This window comes from Klebsiella sp. R445, from assembly GCF_051131755.1.
GTDB classification, from domain to species: domain Bacteria; phylum Pseudomonadota; class Gammaproteobacteria; order Enterobacterales; family Enterobacteriaceae; genus Klebsiella; species Klebsiella lignicola.
The window spans coordinates 4,065,919-4,082,434 of record NZ_CP180446.1 but is presented as its reverse complement, the minus strand read 5'-3'; the positions used below and the strand labels follow the sequence as shown (position 1 = coordinate 4,082,434).

The 16,516-nt window shown below is 50.2% G+C and carries 21 protein-coding genes and 1 tRNA gene; 4 read left to right on the top strand and 18 right to left on the bottom strand.

Features of this window, described 5'->3' with window-relative positions:
• Positions 1 to 65: 65 nt before the first annotated feature.
• From ACMYSN_RS19250 to ACMYSN_RS19210, 9 genes are all read right to left on the bottom strand, one after another.
• On the bottom strand, positions 66 to 1,097 hold the full coding sequence (locus ACMYSN_RS19250) for a major capsid protein (RefSeq protein ID WP_462495819.1): 1,032 nt from the start codon (positions 1,095 to 1,097) through the stop codon (positions 66 to 68).
• A 21-nt stretch (positions 1,098 to 1,118) separates the two neighbouring features.
• Positions 1,119 to 1,487, bottom strand: coding sequence for a hypothetical protein (locus ACMYSN_RS19245; RefSeq protein WP_462495818.1), 369 nt, complete (start codon positions 1,485 to 1,487; stop codon positions 1,119 to 1,121).
• A complete protein-coding gene (locus ACMYSN_RS19240; protein WP_462495817.1) occupies positions 1,484 to 1,702 on the bottom strand; it encodes a hypothetical protein in 219 nt (72 codons plus the stop codon). The genes ACMYSN_RS19245 and ACMYSN_RS19240 overlap by 4 nt, the downstream gene beginning before the upstream one ends.
• Before the next feature lie 659 nt (positions 1,703 to 2,361).
• Positions 2,362 to 2,664, bottom strand: coding sequence for a hypothetical protein (locus tag ACMYSN_RS19235; RefSeq protein ID WP_462495816.1), 303 nt, complete (start codon positions 2,662 to 2,664; stop codon positions 2,362 to 2,364).
• Positions 2,657 to 2,863 carry a hypothetical protein gene (locus tag ACMYSN_RS19230; protein ID WP_462495815.1) on the bottom strand — a complete coding sequence of 69 codons (207 nt, stop codon included), beginning with the start codon at positions 2,861 to 2,863 and terminating at the stop codon, positions 2,657 to 2,659. Before ACMYSN_RS19230 ends, ACMYSN_RS19235 begins: the two co-directional genes overlap by 8 nt.
• Positions 2,860 to 3,258 (bottom strand): hypothetical protein, encoded by a 399-nt coding sequence (locus ACMYSN_RS19225; protein ID WP_162381666.1) that lies wholly within the window; start codon positions 3,256 to 3,258, stop codon positions 2,860 to 2,862. The genes ACMYSN_RS19230 and ACMYSN_RS19225 overlap by 4 nt, the downstream gene beginning before the upstream one ends.
• A gap of 11 nt (positions 3,259 to 3,269) precedes the next feature.
• Complete coding sequence (locus tag ACMYSN_RS19220) at positions 3,270 to 3,443, bottom strand: hypothetical protein (protein ID WP_462495814.1); 174 nt, start codon at positions 3,441 to 3,443, stop codon at positions 3,270 to 3,272.
• A 123-nt stretch (positions 3,444 to 3,566) separates the two neighbouring features.
• Positions 3,567 to 4,214 (bottom strand): helix-turn-helix domain-containing protein, encoded by a 648-nt coding sequence (locus ACMYSN_RS19215; RefSeq protein WP_462495813.1) that lies wholly within the window; start codon positions 4,212 to 4,214, stop codon positions 3,567 to 3,569.
• Complete coding sequence (locus tag ACMYSN_RS19210; RefSeq protein WP_193568708.1) at positions 4,174 to 4,338, bottom strand: hypothetical protein; 165 nt, start codon at positions 4,336 to 4,338, stop codon at positions 4,174 to 4,176. Before ACMYSN_RS19210 ends, ACMYSN_RS19215 begins: the two co-directional genes overlap by 41 nt.
• Positions 4,339 to 6,465: 2,127 nt before the next feature.
• On the opposite strand from ACMYSN_RS19210, the gene ACMYSN_RS19205 reads away from it, so the two are divergent.
• Positions 6,466 to 7,026, top strand: coding sequence for a site-specific integrase (locus ACMYSN_RS19205; protein WP_462495812.1), 561 nt, complete (start codon positions 6,466 to 6,468; stop codon positions 7,024 to 7,026).
• Positions 7,027 to 7,036: 10 nt separating this feature from the next.
• Positions 7,037 to 7,228, top strand: a complete 192-nt coding sequence (locus tag ACMYSN_RS19200) for a hypothetical protein (RefSeq protein WP_313851283.1) — start codon at positions 7,037 to 7,039, stop codon at positions 7,226 to 7,228.
• A gap of 58 nt (positions 7,229 to 7,286) precedes the next feature.
• Here ACMYSN_RS19200 and ACMYSN_RS19195 read toward each other — a convergent pair whose 3' ends face one another.
• Together ACMYSN_RS19195 and ACMYSN_RS19190 are read right to left on the bottom strand one after the other, a co-directional pair.
• Positions 7,287 to 7,745 carry a hypothetical protein gene (locus tag ACMYSN_RS19195; RefSeq protein WP_313851282.1) on the bottom strand — a complete coding sequence of 153 codons (459 nt, stop codon included), beginning with the start codon at positions 7,743 to 7,745 and terminating at the stop codon, positions 7,287 to 7,289.
• On the bottom strand, positions 7,742 to 7,969 hold the full coding sequence (locus tag ACMYSN_RS19190) for a hypothetical protein (protein ID WP_462495811.1): 228 nt from the start codon (positions 7,967 to 7,969) through the stop codon (positions 7,742 to 7,744). Before ACMYSN_RS19190 ends, ACMYSN_RS19195 begins: the two co-directional genes overlap by 4 nt.
• Before the next feature lie 163 nt (positions 7,970 to 8,132).
• Between ACMYSN_RS19190 and ACMYSN_RS19185 the strand changes: the two genes are divergently transcribed.
• Complete coding sequence (locus tag ACMYSN_RS19185) at positions 8,133 to 8,921, top strand: hypothetical protein (RefSeq protein WP_462495810.1); 789 nt, start codon at positions 8,133 to 8,135, stop codon at positions 8,919 to 8,921.
• A 255-nt stretch (positions 8,922 to 9,176) separates the two neighbouring features.
• On the opposite strand, the gene ACMYSN_RS19180 is transcribed toward ACMYSN_RS19185, so the two are convergent.
• The 4 genes from ACMYSN_RS19180 to actS form a co-directional block, all read right to left on the bottom strand.
• Positions 9,177 to 9,437, bottom strand: coding sequence for a hypothetical protein (locus ACMYSN_RS19180; protein WP_462495809.1), 261 nt, complete (start codon positions 9,435 to 9,437; stop codon positions 9,177 to 9,179).
• Between the two features lie 13 nt (positions 9,438 to 9,450).
• A complete protein-coding gene (locus tag ACMYSN_RS19175) occupies positions 9,451 to 9,777 on the bottom strand; it encodes a hypothetical protein (protein ID WP_462495808.1) in 327 nt (108 codons plus the stop codon).
• Positions 9,778 to 10,285: 508 nt separating this feature from the next.
• Positions 10,286 to 10,359, bottom strand: a tRNA-Gly gene (locus ACMYSN_RS19170).
• An 80-nt stretch (positions 10,360 to 10,439) separates the two neighbouring features.
• On the bottom strand, positions 10,440 to 11,162 hold the full coding sequence (gene actS / locus ACMYSN_RS19165; protein ID WP_462495807.1) for an amidase activator ActS: 723 nt from the start codon (positions 11,160 to 11,162) through the stop codon (positions 10,440 to 10,442).
• A gap of 232 nt (positions 11,163 to 11,394) precedes the next feature.
• Between actS and idi the strand changes: the two genes are divergently transcribed.
• Positions 11,395 to 11,946 (top strand): isopentenyl-diphosphate delta-isomerase, encoded by a 552-nt coding sequence (gene idi / locus ACMYSN_RS19160; protein WP_462495806.1) that lies wholly within the window; start codon positions 11,395 to 11,397, stop codon positions 11,944 to 11,946.
• 87 nt (positions 11,947 to 12,033) lie between these two features.
• On the opposite strand, the gene lysS is transcribed toward idi, so the two are convergent.
• The 3 genes from lysS to recJ all read right to left on the bottom strand — a co-directional run bounded on the left by lysS (position 12,034) and on the right by recJ (position 16,515).
• Positions 12,034 to 13,551 (bottom strand): lysine--tRNA ligase, encoded by a 1,518-nt coding sequence (gene lysS, locus ACMYSN_RS19155; protein ID WP_123756567.1) that lies wholly within the window; start codon positions 13,549 to 13,551, stop codon positions 12,034 to 12,036.
• Positions 13,552 to 13,560: 9 nt separating this feature from the next.
• A protein-coding gene (prfB, locus tag ACMYSN_RS19150; protein WP_123756566.1) for a peptide chain release factor 2 occupies positions 13,561 to 14,659 on the bottom strand; the annotation gives its coding sequence in 2 pieces (ribosomal slippage) (positions 13,561 to 14,583 and positions 14,585 to 14,659; 1,098 coding nt in all).
• 122 nt (positions 14,660 to 14,781) lie between these two features.
• Complete coding sequence (gene recJ, locus ACMYSN_RS19145; RefSeq protein WP_462495805.1) at positions 14,782 to 16,515, bottom strand: single-stranded-DNA-specific exonuclease RecJ; 1,734 nt, start codon at positions 16,513 to 16,515, stop codon at positions 14,782 to 14,784.
• Between the last annotated feature and the right edge of the window lies 1 nt (position 16,516).

The following is a 16,516-nucleotide window of genomic DNA, read 5'->3' as shown; positions in this document are numbered from 1 at the left end:
CCCTACGCCCCTGATTAAAGCTCTTCTGTTATTTCCAGACGTGAAGAGCTAACGTCTATCGCTCGTTAAGCCGCTTTGATGTGAACAGAGAAGCCCAACCCGTTATTCACAGGCAGAGAACTATTCTCTGAAATCACGTTCACCACGTCGCCGCGTTCGCTTTCATAGCTCCAGCTATAGGTTTCTGCTGGGGTAGCGTCCAGAAGTTCAAAGTTGCTCGACGGAGCACCGTAGATGTTCTGGTATACATTCGAGCCAGCCGCAAATTGCGGGATAGCGATAGCATCAGCATCACCCATCTGTGCGAGTAGCAGCGGATCAGTAACCTTAATCACATCGACGTTAGAGCCTGGAATACTGAAAGTGCTCACACCAGGCAGGAGGTCACGACGTTGATAAACCACGTTGCTTTCATCCAGCGGAGACACGTAGCGGAAAGCCGCTTCCATTGCAGGGCTGAAACGTAAATCGCTATAAAATCCACCCTTAGCGAAAACGATAATTCTCTCTACCTGTGCCGCCATACCTTGAGCCGCCTCAGTGATCTGACTCACCATGTCATCAATTGCACGTAGGGTGCTACTGTCTGTAGCAGTGAGATCAAGCGTGGCTGTCATTGGTGCTACGCCGAACAGGTCGCCAAAGTCGATCAGCACATCATCAGTTTTTGGCGTGTTCACCGTACCGGAGAACAGAGAACGTGCAAGATAGCTCTCACGAGTTCGCATAAACGCTACACTGTGCTTGTGAGTGTAATCAGTGAATAAATCGGTGAGGGTTTCTTGTGTGTCAGTGCCAGGCTTGCGCTTGCCCTGAATGTCTGCCGGAGTGATCTGGTCTTCACGCAGGAAATACGGAAGCTCGATCAGCCATTCTTTCCCGTTCTGCCGTGCTGTCACGTTATGCTCACTTGAGAACCTTGCAGTAGGCTCGTTATAAAGAGAACGGTTATCTTCAACAAGACGGCTCACCGCCACTTTATGAGAAGAAACGCCCACGCCGTCGAACAGCCCCAGCGAGGCAAGCAGATAGTTACGTGTTGGGTTCAGATTGAACAGTGGAGAAAGATCCACGTAGTTTTGACCTAAAATAGCCATGTTATTATTTTCCTTCCTTGATTAACTGGTGAAGAATTCACGCATCTGGAAGCCTTGAGCAGCCAGAGCAGCTACAGCGGCATCGTGTGCGCCATCAGCAGCGGTGAGATTGTCCGATTTGATGCAGACAAGAGAGCCACGCGCCGGAGAGCGTAGGACGTTGACGGCTTTGTTAGAGCCAGCAGTGACAAATTCACTTACTACCACAAAGGCATCAGCGCCGGAGGTGTATAAGGCCCCGGAAGAGTTCACCACATCGCCGCATTCAACATCAGCAGGAAGAGAGGCAAAAATCTTGCTTTCCACAGAGGCGAAAGTGTCTGTGGCATAACTGACAATATCAGTTGGTGACAGTCGCTGTGGGAACAGCGTATCAAGATCAATAATCATTGTTTGGTTGAGTCCTTTACTTTACGTGCAATCAAATCATCAATGGTTGGCTTCTGTTCTGGTGATTCGTCAGGGAAATACGTTTCCATTGCCTTGATCACGTCGGACACTTCACAACCTGTATACTGAGCCACCAATTCAATCATCTGAGAATTGACGGTGAGAACATCGTTTTTATACTTGAGTACACGCGATTTGTTATTAAGTAGAAACATGTCGTTTCCTTCGCGTTATGTCTGCATGTTTATAACGAAAGCGTTACATGCAGGGTAAAGAGAGGGGCTACCGAAGTAGCCCCCTGGAGGAATGCTCTTGTTAGAAAGCATTGGTTAAGGTCATTTCTGATAATTATGATGTTAAACAATGACTTCTAAATAAATGAAGGGCGCAATGTGAATACAGGTGTAAACACAAAGTAGGATCGCCCGTCATTGCTCCCACTTCAAAACAGAAGCCCTTCTGTCATGGCAAGAAGTGGGAAAGTGGAATCTCGTTATCATCGCTGGAAACAATAATAAGAGAATGCCAGACGTAACTTTGATGTTTGTCTGACTGCTTATAATCCATGAAGGATGGTTATAAGGCATAGAACACGGAATGTGCTCTCTGAAAGAGGATAGCGCGGGGATTGCCGCCATTGCCCGACAAAAAACAGTAGCGCCCGCGCCCCTTTGGAACCGACACAACAAAGGAAAACAACCGCTTTCAGGGAACACACTCAGGGGGGAGAGAGCGCCGCCTATGGGAAACGGCATTCTCGGGAGTGTATTGACATATGAGGGAGAGAAACGTGATTCGAATACTTACCCTATAAATCCTATTCTACAGCATTTCCGTTACAAAGTCAAGGTATTTATTCGCTTTTAGTGCATATTTATGCAATCTGGTTTTGTACCAGGTCGCTCAGTTCTTCCTTACACGCAGCCAGAGACAGCGCCAACTGTGTAACTTCCTCTGCCAGTTCCTGATCCTCTCGTAGGCTGTCTGTACGCTCTACAGTGATGATGATACCTTCCAGCGCCACCGCTGCAAGGGAGAGCATTTTAACGGCCTCAGAGAGGCTCTCAGATGCTTTCTCAGGGCTTGCTTTGTATACGGCGTTCACTGCGTCAAGAAGTGGCATGTGTAGCTGTTCATGAAATTCGTCCAGTGCGTCATCAATTTCATACTTAGTCATTTGTTAGCCGTCCCTTTGCTGCTTTGACGATGTTCAGCGCCACTTGAAACGGCGCTATTTCCGTTGCCAGCACATCAAGGAGGTATTCCACCTTATTAACATCCTGTGCCTGTTCAGCCCATTCAGCTTGTATAACTAAATCCTGCATGTATTGCATACGCTGTTGAAAGTATTCTTGTTCTGTTATTTCTGTGATCATTCTGTATAGCTGTCTCCAATGTGGAATAATTCATCAAAGTCCCTGGCTCCCGCCACGGTGTTGTTCATTGCGTTGTATGTTAGGTAGTGGTTTAGGCTATCGAAGCCCAGGCATTGCCAGCGGTGAAGCTGGCTATCATCGTAGGTGTAAACTTTGCGCTTGCGGGGGCGGTAATAAACTCCGCTTGAACATTCGAGGAGATCATTTAACGCGGCCCACTCTTCCACAGAGGGCGGTGTTGAATGAACTTCTGTCACTGTTTCGATAAGCTCCCCAGGGATTTCCTCAAGGGATTTTACGTAGAGGCGTTTTGTTCGTACTTGCGAGGCTTTGCCGATCCTGTTGACATTTTCCCGTTCTATACGGGTGAGGGTGTTCCGTTCTTTCTTAGACATTGCACCTCGTCTTAGTGGTTCGAGGTGATGAAGCTAACCGAATGGTTAACATCGAAGTCGTAATAGCCACCACGGCGCGTTAGCGTAAGCACTTTGGCATCCCGCATCAGGAACAGCCAGTAACGGATTCCGCTTTCCGAGTAGCCCAGGGCAGATGCCAGGGTTTTGACGCTGGAACGGAACATTCCGTTCTCACGGTGGAGGCTGGCAAGGTGATTGTAAATGCGTCTGCAAACGTCATTGCAGCCAAGGCGGAAATTTGTGTTTTCGTTCAGTAAGTAAATGTTATTGCTCATTATTCCTCTTAGTTAAAATCCTATGTCATCGAATCTTGAATAAAGATGCGGGTAACGTTGTTCAAAACGTTCTTCTAACCTCTTCTCGAATCTGCGTGATAAGGGCTTGCCGTCATTACGCAGGACACGACGCGCATAAGCTGTAAATGTGTCGTATCTTTGGTTTTGTCTAAGGCTATCAGGGTGTGAGAGTCGCTCACAAACAACCTCAAGAGCCGCGTCCACATCCATGACCGCCTGATCGCTTTCCGTTGTTGTTGCAACGCTTTCAGCCACGATCACAGCTTCCTCTATGACTTTGGTCATTGTTGGCGCTGGCACTTCTTCCGGGGCTTCTGACTTCGCTTCTGGTGCAAACGGTAGAACGGTGAAGATGCTTGTACACCCTGAACGCTCTTTCACATGTAGCCATCCAAAAGAAACGAGATCTTTAATATGGCGGCGTACAGTTTGATCAGTACCGAGTCCAAGCCGATCACCGATACCAGTTAATGAAGGGGTTACTTGTTTGAACGTACCGGACAGGCTTTGCAGATAGGAATAAACGATCTTGTGGTGAAGTTTTACTTCGTGAGTTTCGCCGTTAACTTCTACGGAAGTGATTCCGAGTAAATCATAGTCAATCGCCAGGAATGGCTTTACGTGTTTTGCTGTCTTCATTATTTTCCTCTTTGCTAAGGATCGCTGTTATGAGTTCCGATACCAGAGCGGCAGCGGGTTTGTCTTCTTTGTTGGCACGGTTGATCAACGCCTCGTAAGTTTCTGTTGTGAAATTGATTTTCATCGTGTCTTCTCCTTCGTGAGATTATTCAGTGGTCGAAGCTCGGATTTCATCCCATCGCTTCAATACTTCTGTGAGAAAGGCTTCTCGTTCGTGGTAGCCGCGAGCACGGCAGGCATTGCGTAATGCTCGGATGTGGTAACGGGTGGTGGTTCCGTCGGTTAATTGTCGAAGTGTGTCTTCAACATCGAAGTATCTCAATATCAGTCTCCTTGGTTAGGCGTATAAAAAAAACACCTTGCAGCCTGACGGCTCAAAGTGCGTTGATTGGTTAGATAAAGTTTTGTGCTATAAGACTACTTTAACATTTTTCTAAACTTTTGTCAACCCCTCAACGGTGATTTATTGAAATATTTTTGATCATTTTCAATGTGTTATATTTTTACTTCGCTATTAGTGCTCTTTATATCAAAATTTTACCATATCAGTCAAGATAATTTTGTGATATGATCCATTCCCGAGCAGTTTACCTATGAACAACGCACAAAACCTCCTGTAAGGCTCTCTACGGCGTTCTGACACATTCAGGCTACCATTGCATTCCCTACCCTGTTTAAATCGCTCTACGGGCTTCCTGTACGTTCCGGTGCGTCATGGGCCACCCTCTGGCACTTATCCCACACCAACACCAAGAATCTACACTCAGAAGATTGAACGGTAGTGAGATCGGACGGGTGTAGATGATTGGACATGTTGGCTTGGTGAACTGGAACCTTACACGGTGAACAGGGAGCCTTAGCCACTGACTTTCTGAAACCTTACACGTAATGAAATGGAGGGTAAGAGTTGAGGTTAGTCTGCTTATCAGATGGTAATTCCGCGCACAGCGCCAAGGTGATTTACACCACGGCGTAATATGCTTGTGCCTCGTTTCACGAAGGCCAAAGCCTGGCACAACACATCTTCCATGCCTGTCGTCATGGAAAACACCCTTACACATGTAAACGCGTTGCTGCTGCGTCGTGAGCGGAACGGGGGTGTCCGGGAAGCCATCAAACGGCGTACCAGGACATTTCCCCTTGAGTGACGGCGAAGAGCCGCCAGCAAAAGAGATAATGAAGAATATCATTCTTGCGCGGCGTAGCCTGGCATCAGCCAGCGCAAAAGAATAAAGATCATTCTTATTAGGTTATTGTTATTAAGTCATTCTTATCGGGTATCAAGATTGATAGGGGTAGTCCTGTCAAAGTTGATAGGGGTGGGGGGTATCAGTTCTGATAGGGGTATCAATCTTGATAGGGGTCTTCATTGGGATCTGGAGTGCCTGATACTGGGGTTTTTCCCGTGTATCCTTCATCCTACTAATTTCGATAGTCGGGTTTTTCCCGTGTGTTCTCACGCAGAGTGTGACCAAATGTCACTTCACCCAACGGTAAATCGTCGTCCTGCTCACTGCGTACCGTCCATACAACAACCCTAAGATTAATCCGGCTAAAGCGGCGATTAATAGAGGTAAAAGCGCTGGTAATCAGCATGTAAAGAAGCACCGTTGACACAAGCAAAGTGTAGCCAAACTTAACAATAAACTTTCATTGTAGAATCGCTACACTTATGTAGAAGCCTTGCCCCGTGCGGCTTATCACTGATTGCCACAACGTTCATCACTTTGATGTAAGCCCGTTCTGCTTAACGACTCTTTGTTATAATGTAACAATTCGATTTTTCCATGCCAAAGCACCCAAATGATTAGCTTTAAAATGATTTCATCATGCAATCAAATTTAAGTGCATAAACTCTGCATACTCCGTGCATACTGGCAGGTTAGCGCCGCCCTCGCCTAACAGCCTCCCATTTACCAATGCAAAAACAATGAGATAGCCAACAACCACACACAAGCATTGGTAGTGTGATGTTCCGCTGTTGCCGCTGTTCTTCGTGCCGTTCTGGGGATTTGGCAACGTCCAAACACATGTCTATAAACTCCAAATCGTTGATTTTATTTAAGATATTTCAAAATTGTGCAGATTTCGATCTGGATGCGCCTGATCTTCGCGTTCAGCACTGGACACAATCGCGCCATTCACCACACACATCGCAGATTAATTCTTGATCATCTATCTTGCAACTTACTGAAATTGATCATAATGTTTATTAAATCAGTTTAGATGTGTGACCTTAAAGGAGGATAAATTGAACAGAGCAGTAGTGTTAGACGAACAGCAAGCTAAAGCGATCAGAGAGTGGCTAAACGCTCATAACAAGAGCCTGATAGCTGACGTTACGTTAATGATGCAAGCCGCCGTACTGCGTGTGGGGGATGCCGTCGCGTTACGCTTCGACGAAGTGATCAACGGTGAGATAGACATAGAAGAACAGAAGACAGGTAAGCGTAAAGCCCTCACCCTTCCTGCTCCAGTGATGCAGATGATCGCACGTCGCCGTGCTGAGTTTCCAAATGATGTACATGTGTTCAGGAGTCAGCGTAACCGCTCGATGAAGAAGCAAGCGCCTGTACGACGCGAGGAAGTGAGCAAGCAGATCGCAGAAGCCGCTAAAGCTATCGGGATTCATGGCACTGTATCGGCGCACAGCTTCCGCAAAGCTGGCGGGAATGCCATCTACAAGCGTTCAGCAAACAACATCGCGTTAGCTATGACCGTACTTAATCACAGCAACATCACCGACACCAGGCGGTATCTGGACTTAGACAAGCAAGCCGTTAGCAGGGTGATCAATGAGATGGACTTATAAGAAGGTACACATGAAACACCTTGTGCTGACGCTGGCGCTACTGCCATCCCTCGCCCATGCAGGGATCACATTAATTTTAACGGATGAACAGGAGACAGATAACGCGAAGATCTGCGTATACAGCAACGCAAATTATACAGAGACAGTGACGATCAAACCGTCGCAGCAATGCAAATACACCCGGACATTTGAGGAGGAGTAACGATTGAAGAAGGAGAAAGAACCGTTCACCAGTTTTATCTGGTGAGTGGTATCAGGAATCACCGTTTGGTATCACGCAGGATCATAGACAATAACCACCACCAACGGCGACGCAGCCAACTAACATCACTGAACAATTTTCCATCAGATGTAGTCACATACACCCCTCCACGATGATGCACCTTATTATGATAAGCCTTGTTGATGAATGGTACTTCCAGAATCATTTCATCACGGGCTTTCAATCGACGCGGTAACATCGGGCTGATCATGTATTCGTCGCAATGTTCGTTAGAACAATCGCTAAGGCGTCCACTTGGGGTTATAACACCCGCTGAACTTAGCGTCACATCGTGGGCGCTTTTATTGGAAACGTAAATTCGATCTTCATACTGATCACATCCCAAGAAAAGGCGTAGCGCTGTTCTAGATTTTAATAACTGAAATACAGCAAGTGCAAACCCAGCCCATGCGGCAAGCATGGTCAGATTATCAACATTAAGCAACCAATCTATCAAAGTTCCATCCCTTGAGAGCATAGATAATTAGCAATTCCTTGATGCTGTGAGTCAGTCAATTGGAAATAAGAATCGAGTACCCCTATAACTTGCGTGGCATTATCAGCATGAACAGAACCAGGGGCATCAGGAGGAAGCGAACCATCAAGGATGGCAGTAAAGTAACCCGAGGAGATAGAGACTTTCAGGAAACAATTGGGTAAAAATTCGTAACGTTCACTCATAACCACCTCATTTTCAGATTGTTTCTGCAAAGCGTACAGTACGAATTTTATCCTTTTACCGCATTTCAAACCAAATGACAATTCCATTGAATCAGTGGAGGATTTTAACCCTCACCGAAGATAACATAACTTCAAAATGTCTATCGCTTCATTGAGGAAATGTATGTCTACAGAAAATTTTGTCACCTTCTTTCTCGCCAGAGGCGATCTTCCATACTTTCTTGAACCTCATGAATTTTACGTTTCTGAGGCAAGGCGACGACTTCTCTCTCAGTTTGGTGATTTAGAACAAGAAGCAGAGAAGAGAGAACAACAGTTTTTGGAGGCTACTGCTGAGTATTTTGATCCAGATAACGATGACCCAATGGCGGCTTACGAGCAAGCCTATCATGAGGGAATTAACTATGTATGGTCGCTTCTGGAGATGCAAAATACCGTGTTGTTGGCATTAACAGCAGGTATGTATCACCAGTTCGATAAGAAACTACGAGAACATACTATCAAAGAGCTAAGCCACTGGTGCAAACGAGAGTTGATTACTCCCATGATCTGGAATTTCACATTCCATCAGCTTACTGATTTTCTCGAATGGATTGGCCTCAAAATCAATGGAACAGAATACGGAGAAAGGATCAATGCCTGTAACTTGGTAGTAAACGTATACAAGCATGGAGACGGCGCTGCACATCAAACACTATCATCCAACTATCCTCAGTACTACCCACACCCTACCGATGTTCGAGGGACGCAGATCGTACCTAATCATGATGATTTACACGTTTCAGAAGAGCAGTTTGTTGAATTTGCTGATGCAATAACTGCATTCTGGAAAGCTGTTCCAGAGTATTGCCACTATGCAGATCTCGAAGATGAGCCTAAATGGATAGAAAAAGTTTTAGCAAACATCGAGCGAAAAAATAAAAAAGGTAATAGCAACCATAAAGCGCCGTGATGGGACACCATAAAAGCGCTGTAGGCGCATCATCAGGGGTGTTTGTCAGTTAACCATTCTCTTATCGAGTACCGTTCGTTTATGGCACGGTGAACACCACGAGAGAGCCAGCCCCTTTCACGGGCTGGATAAAGTTGGCAGGAACGACACTACAGCAAGCGCTGTGCAACTAGAAGCAAGAAGGCGGGTTAAAGGACTGATGTGGCTACAGGCTTTGAGAGGATGATACAAGGGGGCGCAATACCCCCTATACAGCTATACATCCCACGGATTAGTTCTTATTCTCTTCATTGGGTACTCTTGACCATTCACGGTGAAGGTGAATTTTTCAGTATCGATCACTCCTTCAACCTCTTTGTAGTCGAATGGGAATTTCACTTTATCATCGTTGATTTTGTATAAGCCGCCTGGAATGTTAGGGCCATGATTGACCTGCAAATAATCTCCCTTGACTGACCAACGTCCTTCTACTTGGTACTCGATAGCGATGCCATGTTCAGTGAAGTAGATGCTCATGAAGTTATTATCCTTACTCTTTGAACTCGATTTCTTGATCGTCAAACTCCCCTTTACGAGAAATTTTGATAGAGAACCTTTTGAAAGTTTTGAAAAATTCTTCAAGGGTAATCTGAATGTCTTCTTTCCGTAGTACGTTTTTATCATCAGCGATGTACGCTTCCACATCAAAGCGATTTACACCCGAATAAAGGGAGATGCCTTTGACGACTTCACCTTGTTTGAGTACTCCTTTCGTTCTTAAGAAGTCGCTGAAATTATTCTTCTCAAGCTCATCTGCTGCAACGCTTCCTTCCCAATCGTCATACTGTGCAGCCGCTTTAAAATGTTCTTTTGTCATAATTTTTATCCTTTGCTGTGGGTAGTCAAAGGTAGCGTAGCGCAGATTTTGCACAATACAAGCCATAAAGCCCCGTTAGTGGTAAGGAGACAAGCGGAACGTAGCGACTTCATCAGATTGTCAGAAGAATCACACCTTATCAGGGTGCTCGTGTACCGTTAGGAGCGTGAGCGAAGCGCTGGCAGAGCCGGATCTTTAGCTACCGGGGCATTACCACTATTCACCTGTTTACGCAGCCACAAGGCCGCACATCGGGCTTAAATGCGTGTGATCAATCTGTCGATGACATAACGATGCCAGGGTGGGCTTTTTCTTCACGTTTTACTGTCGCGGTGTGAGGATGCAACTGCCGCCAACGCTGAGTTATACTGTCATCTCACCATGTAACTTAGCGTGACAGTTACCAAGGGCGGATCACAATGGTAGAACCCATAGGCGACTAAAATAGGTAACTATTTAAGTTGCTGATAGAGAAGGCTTTTAAGGCTTCTCCACAAGGGGAGAAATCTGGAGCGGGCGAAGGGAATCGAACCCTCGTATAGAGCTTGGGAAGCTCTCGTTCTACCATTGAACTACGCCCGCTTTGAGGTGCGTAGGCCATTATAGACCTTACGCACCGTCTTACAAGACTTAACCACACTAACTGCTGATAAAATAACCGGTTAGCACTTAGGCTTGCTGCCCTGCGGCGGCAAATAGCGCAGCGGATCGATGGCCGTCGCCCGATAGCGAATCTGGAAATGCAGGCGCACGGAATCCGCATCGGTGCTGCCCATGGTGGCAATCTGCTGTCCTATCTTCACGCTCTGACCGTTATTGACCATCAGCTTATCGTTATGGGCATAGGCGCTAATGTAATCTTCATTGTGCTTAATCATGATCAGATTACCGTAACCGCGCAGTTGGTTGCCAACATACACCACTTTGCCAGCCCCGGAGGCGTACACCGGCTGTCCACGCGTCCCAGCGATATCAATGCCTTTATTCCCGCCATCGCTCGAGGAATAAGGCAGAATGACTTTCCCGCTGGTCGGCCAGCGCCAGCAGCGTTGCCCCACCGGCGGCCAGGAGACCGGTGGTAAAGCCGCAGGCGGCTTGCTCGCGGCAGTGCGCGTGCTGCTCTTCGCCGACGAGCGGCTCTTCGAGGAGCTGGTTCCGGCAGCCGGGTTCAGCTTCAGACGCTGCCCAACTTCAATGGTATACGGCGGAGAGATATTGTTCAGTCGGGCCAGATCTTTGATGCTGGTGCCAGTCGTCCGGGAAATACGGTACAGCGTGTCACCGCGTTTCACGGTATAGACGGAACCGGAATCAGATGAACTGGAACACCCGGCAATCACCAGACTACAAACCAACATCATCTTGATAAAAAAGCGTTTTCTCATCAGGCGTCCTGCACTTAAGACAGCTCTCATCTCATCATTATGGATGACTATCATACCAGCCCACTGGCAGAACCCCAATCGCTACGCTTGTGGTGTCCGGTTTCATCGCTGCGCTGACCACCTGCCTACCGCTTGTTTAGATAATGCCTTTCGTACCGTTATCGGCTACCCTGTGCCTGATTGCATAACCCGGCACGTTTATGCCAGTTGTTTTTTACTTTCAGGAGTTGTCATGACCGGGGAACACGTCATTTTGCTCGATGAGCAAGATAAGCCGGTTGGCATGCAGGAAAAGTATGCTGCCCACACCCTCAATACCGCTTTGCACCTCGCCTTCTCCTGCTGGCTGTTTGATCAACAAGGGCAGCTACTGGTGACGCGTCGTTCGCTGAGCAAGAAGGCCTGGCCTGGCGTCTGGACCAACTCGGTCTGTGGCCACCCGCAGGAGGGCGAAACGTTTGAGCAGGCCGTCCGGCGACGCAGCCATTTTGAGCTGGGCGTCACCATCACCGACATTACGCCGGTGCACCCGGCCTTCCGCTATCGCGCGGTCGCCCCAAATGGGATTGTCGAAAACGAAGTCTGCCCGGTTTATGCCGCCACGACCTCCAGCCCGCTCGCTCCCCATGCCGATGAGGTGATGGACTATCAGTGGTGCAGCCTTGACGATCTGCTGCAGGGGCTCGCCTTAACGCCATGGGCCTACAGTCCGTGGATGGTTCTTGAAGCGGATGACCAGGATGCCCGCCAGGCGCTGTGCAACTACGCCGCGCGCTTGCGATGACCCGCTAGCGGAAACGTATTCCCCGGAAATTAAGACCAAAAAAAACCCCGGCATCGATAGCCGGGGTTGTGTTATTCGCAGTCGATCTTATTTCACCGGGCGCATGGCCGGGAACAGGATCACGTCGCGGATGGTGTGGCTGTTGGTGAACAGCATCACCATACGGTCGATACCAATACCCAGACCAGCCGTCGGCGGCAAACCATGTTCCAGCGCGGTTACGTAGTCTTCGTCGTAGAACATCGCTTCGTCGTCACCGGCCGCTTTCGCATTCACCTGGTCCTGGAAGCGCTGCGCCTGGTCTTCTGCATCGTTCAGCTCGCTAAAGCCGTTACCGATCTCACGCCCGCCGATGAAGAATTCAAAGCGGTCGGTGATTTCCGGATTCTCGTCATTACGACGCGCCAGCGGAGAAACTTCTGCCGGGTATTCGGTGATGAAGGTCGGCTGAATCAGGTGCGCTTCCGCCACTTCTTCAAAGATCTCGGTCACGATACGGCCCAGACCCCAGCTCTTCTCAACGTGCAGACCAATGGCCTGTGCGATAGCTTTCGCAGAATCGAAGTTATCCAGATCCGCCATCTCGGTTTCCGGACGGTATTTCTTGATAGCTTCACGCATGGTCAGTTTTTCAAACGGCTTACCGAAATCGAAGGTCTGATCGCCATAAGGCACCGCGGTGTTGCCCAGAATATCCTGCGCCAGAGTACGGAACAGGGATTCGGTCAGCTCAATCAGATCTTTATAGTCCGCATACGCCATATAGAGTTCCATCATGGTGAACTCTGGATTGTGGCGAACGGAGATCCCTTCGTTACGGAAGTTACGGTTGATTTCGAACACGCGCTCAAAGCCGCCAACTACCAGACGCTTCAGGTACAGTTCCGGCGCGATACGCAGGTACATGTCCATATCCAGGGCGTTGTGATGGGTGATGAACGGACGGGCAGACGCGCCGCCAGGGATCACCTGCATCATCGGGGTTTCGACTTCCATAAAGTCGCGACCAACCATGAACTGGCGGATACCGGCCAGAATCTGGGAGCGAATTTTGAAGGTTTTACGCGATTCGTCGTTGGAGATCAGGTCCAGATAACGCTGACGGTAGCGGGCTTCCTGATCCTGCAGGCCGTGGAATTTGTCCGGCAGCGGGCGCAGGGCTTTGGTCAGTAGACGCAGTTCGGTGCAGTGAATAGAAAGCTCACCAGTTTTGGTTTTGAACAGCTTACCGCGTGCGGCGATGATGTCACCGAGGTCCCATTTTTTGAACTGCTCGTTGTAGACGCCTTCTGCCAGATCGTCACGCGCCACGTACAGCTGAATGCGGCCGCCAACGTCCTGCAGGGTCACGAAGGACGCTTTACCCATAATACGACGGGTCATCATGCGGCCAGCAACGGAGACTTCAACGTTCAGCGCTTCCAGCTCTTCGTTTTCTTTCGCATCGAAGTCAGCGTGCAGTTGGTCAGAGGTATGGTCACGACGGAAATCGTTCGGGAACGGGATACCCTGCTCACGCAGCGCAGCCAGCTTTTCACGACGGCTTTTCAGTTCATTATTAAGGTCAATTGCCGCGTCAGCGCCCTGTGCTTGTTGTTCAGACATGTTGGTTCCTCATAACCCTGCTTTCAAACTTGCTTCGATAAATTGATCCAGGCTGCCGTCGAGCACGGCCTGAGTATTGCGGGTTTCCACCCCGGTGCGCAGATCTTTAATGCGGGAGTCATCCAGCACATAAGAGCGGATCTGGCTGCCCCAGCCGATGTCGGATTTGGTATCTTCCATCGCCTGCTTCTCGGCATTTTTCTTCTGCATTTCCAGTTCATAAAGCTTGGCTTTCATCTGCTTCATGGCCTGGTCTTTGTTCTTGTGCTGTGAACGGTCGTTCTGGCACTGCGTCACTAAGCCACTTGGAATGTGGGTAATACGCACCGCGGATTCCGTACGGTTAACGTGCTGACCACCCGCACCTGAAGCGCGGTAAACGTCAATACGCAGGTCTGCCGGGTTGATCTCGATATCAATGTCGTCATCCACTTCCGGATAGACAAACGCGGAACTGAACGAGGTATGGCGACGGCCGCCGGAATCGAACGGGCTCTTACGCACCAGGCGGTGAACGCCGGTCTCCGTTCTCAGCCAGCCGTAGGCGTAATCGCCGATAATCTTGATGGTCACGGATTTGATACCCGCGACTTCACCTTCAGACTCTTCGATAATCTCGGTTTTAAAACCGCGCGCTTCAGCCCAACGCAGATACATACGCGTCAGCATGCTGGCCCAGTCCTGGGCTTCAGTCCCGCCGGAACCGGCCTGAATATCGAGGTAGCAGTCGGCGCTGTCGTATTCGCCGGAGAACATACGGCGGAACTCAAGCTGCGCCAGTTTCTCTTCCAGCACGTCCAGTTCGGCAACGGCTTCGTTGAAGGTCTCTTCGTCGTCGGCTTCAACGGCCAGCTCCAGCAGCCCGGAGACATCTTCCAGCCCCTGGGACATCTGGTCCAGCGTCTCGACGATGGCTTCCAGTGAAGAACGCTCTTTCCCCAGCGCCTGTGCGCGCTCGGGTTCGTTCCACACGTCCGGCTGTTCCAGCTCGGCGTTTACTTCTTCCAGACGCTCTTTCTTGGCATCGTAGTCAAAGATACCCCCTGAGAACGTCAGAGCGCTCCGTGAGGTCCTGAATGCGGTTTTTTACCGGATTTATTTCAAACATGGTCGATTTTCTTTTAATGGATTCGTCAAAATGCGGTGATAAGAGCGGAATTGTACCGGATCCCCGCTCTCTTTTATAGACACTTCGCCCTTCAGTGCGCCTCTTTATTGGCGGCTTTTTCGTCAGACCGGCCAGAGATGGTCGATGATAAGCTGCAGGCTGCGATTACCACGGAACTCATTAATATCGAGCTTATAGGCCAGCGTCACTTCGCGCACGCCGTTATCCGGCCACATCGAAGTATCAACGTTGAAGGCAATACCGTCCAGCAGCGGGCCGCCGCCGACCGGTTCGACCATCACCTTCAGATGACGCTCGCCCACCAGTCGCTGTTGAAGCAGGCGGAAACGGCCGTCAAACAGCGGTTCCGGGAACATCTGGCCCCAGGGGCCGGCTTCACGCAGCATATGGGCCACTTCCATGCTCATCTCCGTCGCCTCCAGCGGGCCGTCGGACACCACTTCGCCCTGTAACAGCGCCGGATCCAGCCACTCGGTGACCAGATCGCCGAAGCACTTCTGAAACTCGGCAAAGCGCGCCTCTTCCAGCGACAGCCCCGCCGCCATGGCGTGGCCGCCAAATTTCAGGATCAGCCCAGGATTAAGGGTATCAAGACGCTCAAGCGCATCGCGCATGTGCAGCCCCTGGATGGAGCGACCGGACCCTTTTAACAGCCCGTCGCCGGTTGGCGCGAAGGCAATCACCGGGCGATGAAAACGCTCTTTGATGCGCGACGCCAGAATGCCGACCACCCCCTGATGCCACTGCGGGTGATACATCGCCAGCCCGCCTGGCAGGGTATCGCCGCTGCGCTCAAGCTGCTCGCACAGCGTCAGCGCCTCAGCCTGCATGCCCTGCTCAATCTCTTTGCGGGTCTGGTTTAGCGCATCCAGCTCGTTGGCCAGCATCCGCGCGTCGCCGACGTTATCGCACAGCAGCAGCGCCACGCCGACCGACATATCATCCAGCCTGCCCGCCGCGTTCAGCCGCGGCCCCAGGGCAAAACCCAGATCGCTGGCCGCCAGCTTTTGCGGATCGCGGTTGGCGATCTCCAGCAGCGCTTTGATCCCCGGACGGCACTTGCCGGCCCGAATACGGCTCAGCCCCTGCCAGGTCAGGATCCGGTTATTGGCATCCAGCGGCACCACGTCCGCTACCGTTCCCAGGGCCACCAGATCCAGCAGTTCTGCCAGATTAGGGGCGGCAATTCCACGGGTTTCAAACCAGTTTTTATCACGCAGGAAAGTGCGCAATGCCAGCATCAGGTAGAACGCTACGCCCACGCCAGCCAGCGATTTCGACGGGAACTCGCAGTCGCGCAAATTGGGGTTCACGATGGCTTCCGCCGCCGGTAATGTATCGCCTGGTAGATGGTGATCGGTCACTACCACCGGGATCCCCAGCGCGTGTGCGTGATCGACGCCGGCATGCGATGAAATCCCGTTATCGACGGTCATAATCATCTGCGCGCCGCGCGCATGGGCCTGATCGACAACCTCAGGACTTAACCCGTAGCCATCTTCAAACCGGTTCGGTACCAGGTAGGAGACCTTGCTGTAGCCCAGCGCACGCAGCGCCAGAACGCTCAGTGCGGTACTGGTAGCGCCATCGGCATCAAAGTCGCCGACCACGACGATATGAAGCTCTTGCTGGAAAGCGCTGTACAGCATCTCTACCGCACGCTCGATGCCGTTCAGCTGCGTCCATGGCAGCATGCCTTTGACGCCGCGTTCCAGCTCCTGGGCGCGCAGCACACCGCGGCTGCTGTACAGACGCTGCAACAGCGGTGGCAGGTCGCCAGGTAAATCAGCCCCGTCAACCGCCTCGCGGCGGCGTAGTTGTATCTGTGGTTTCACG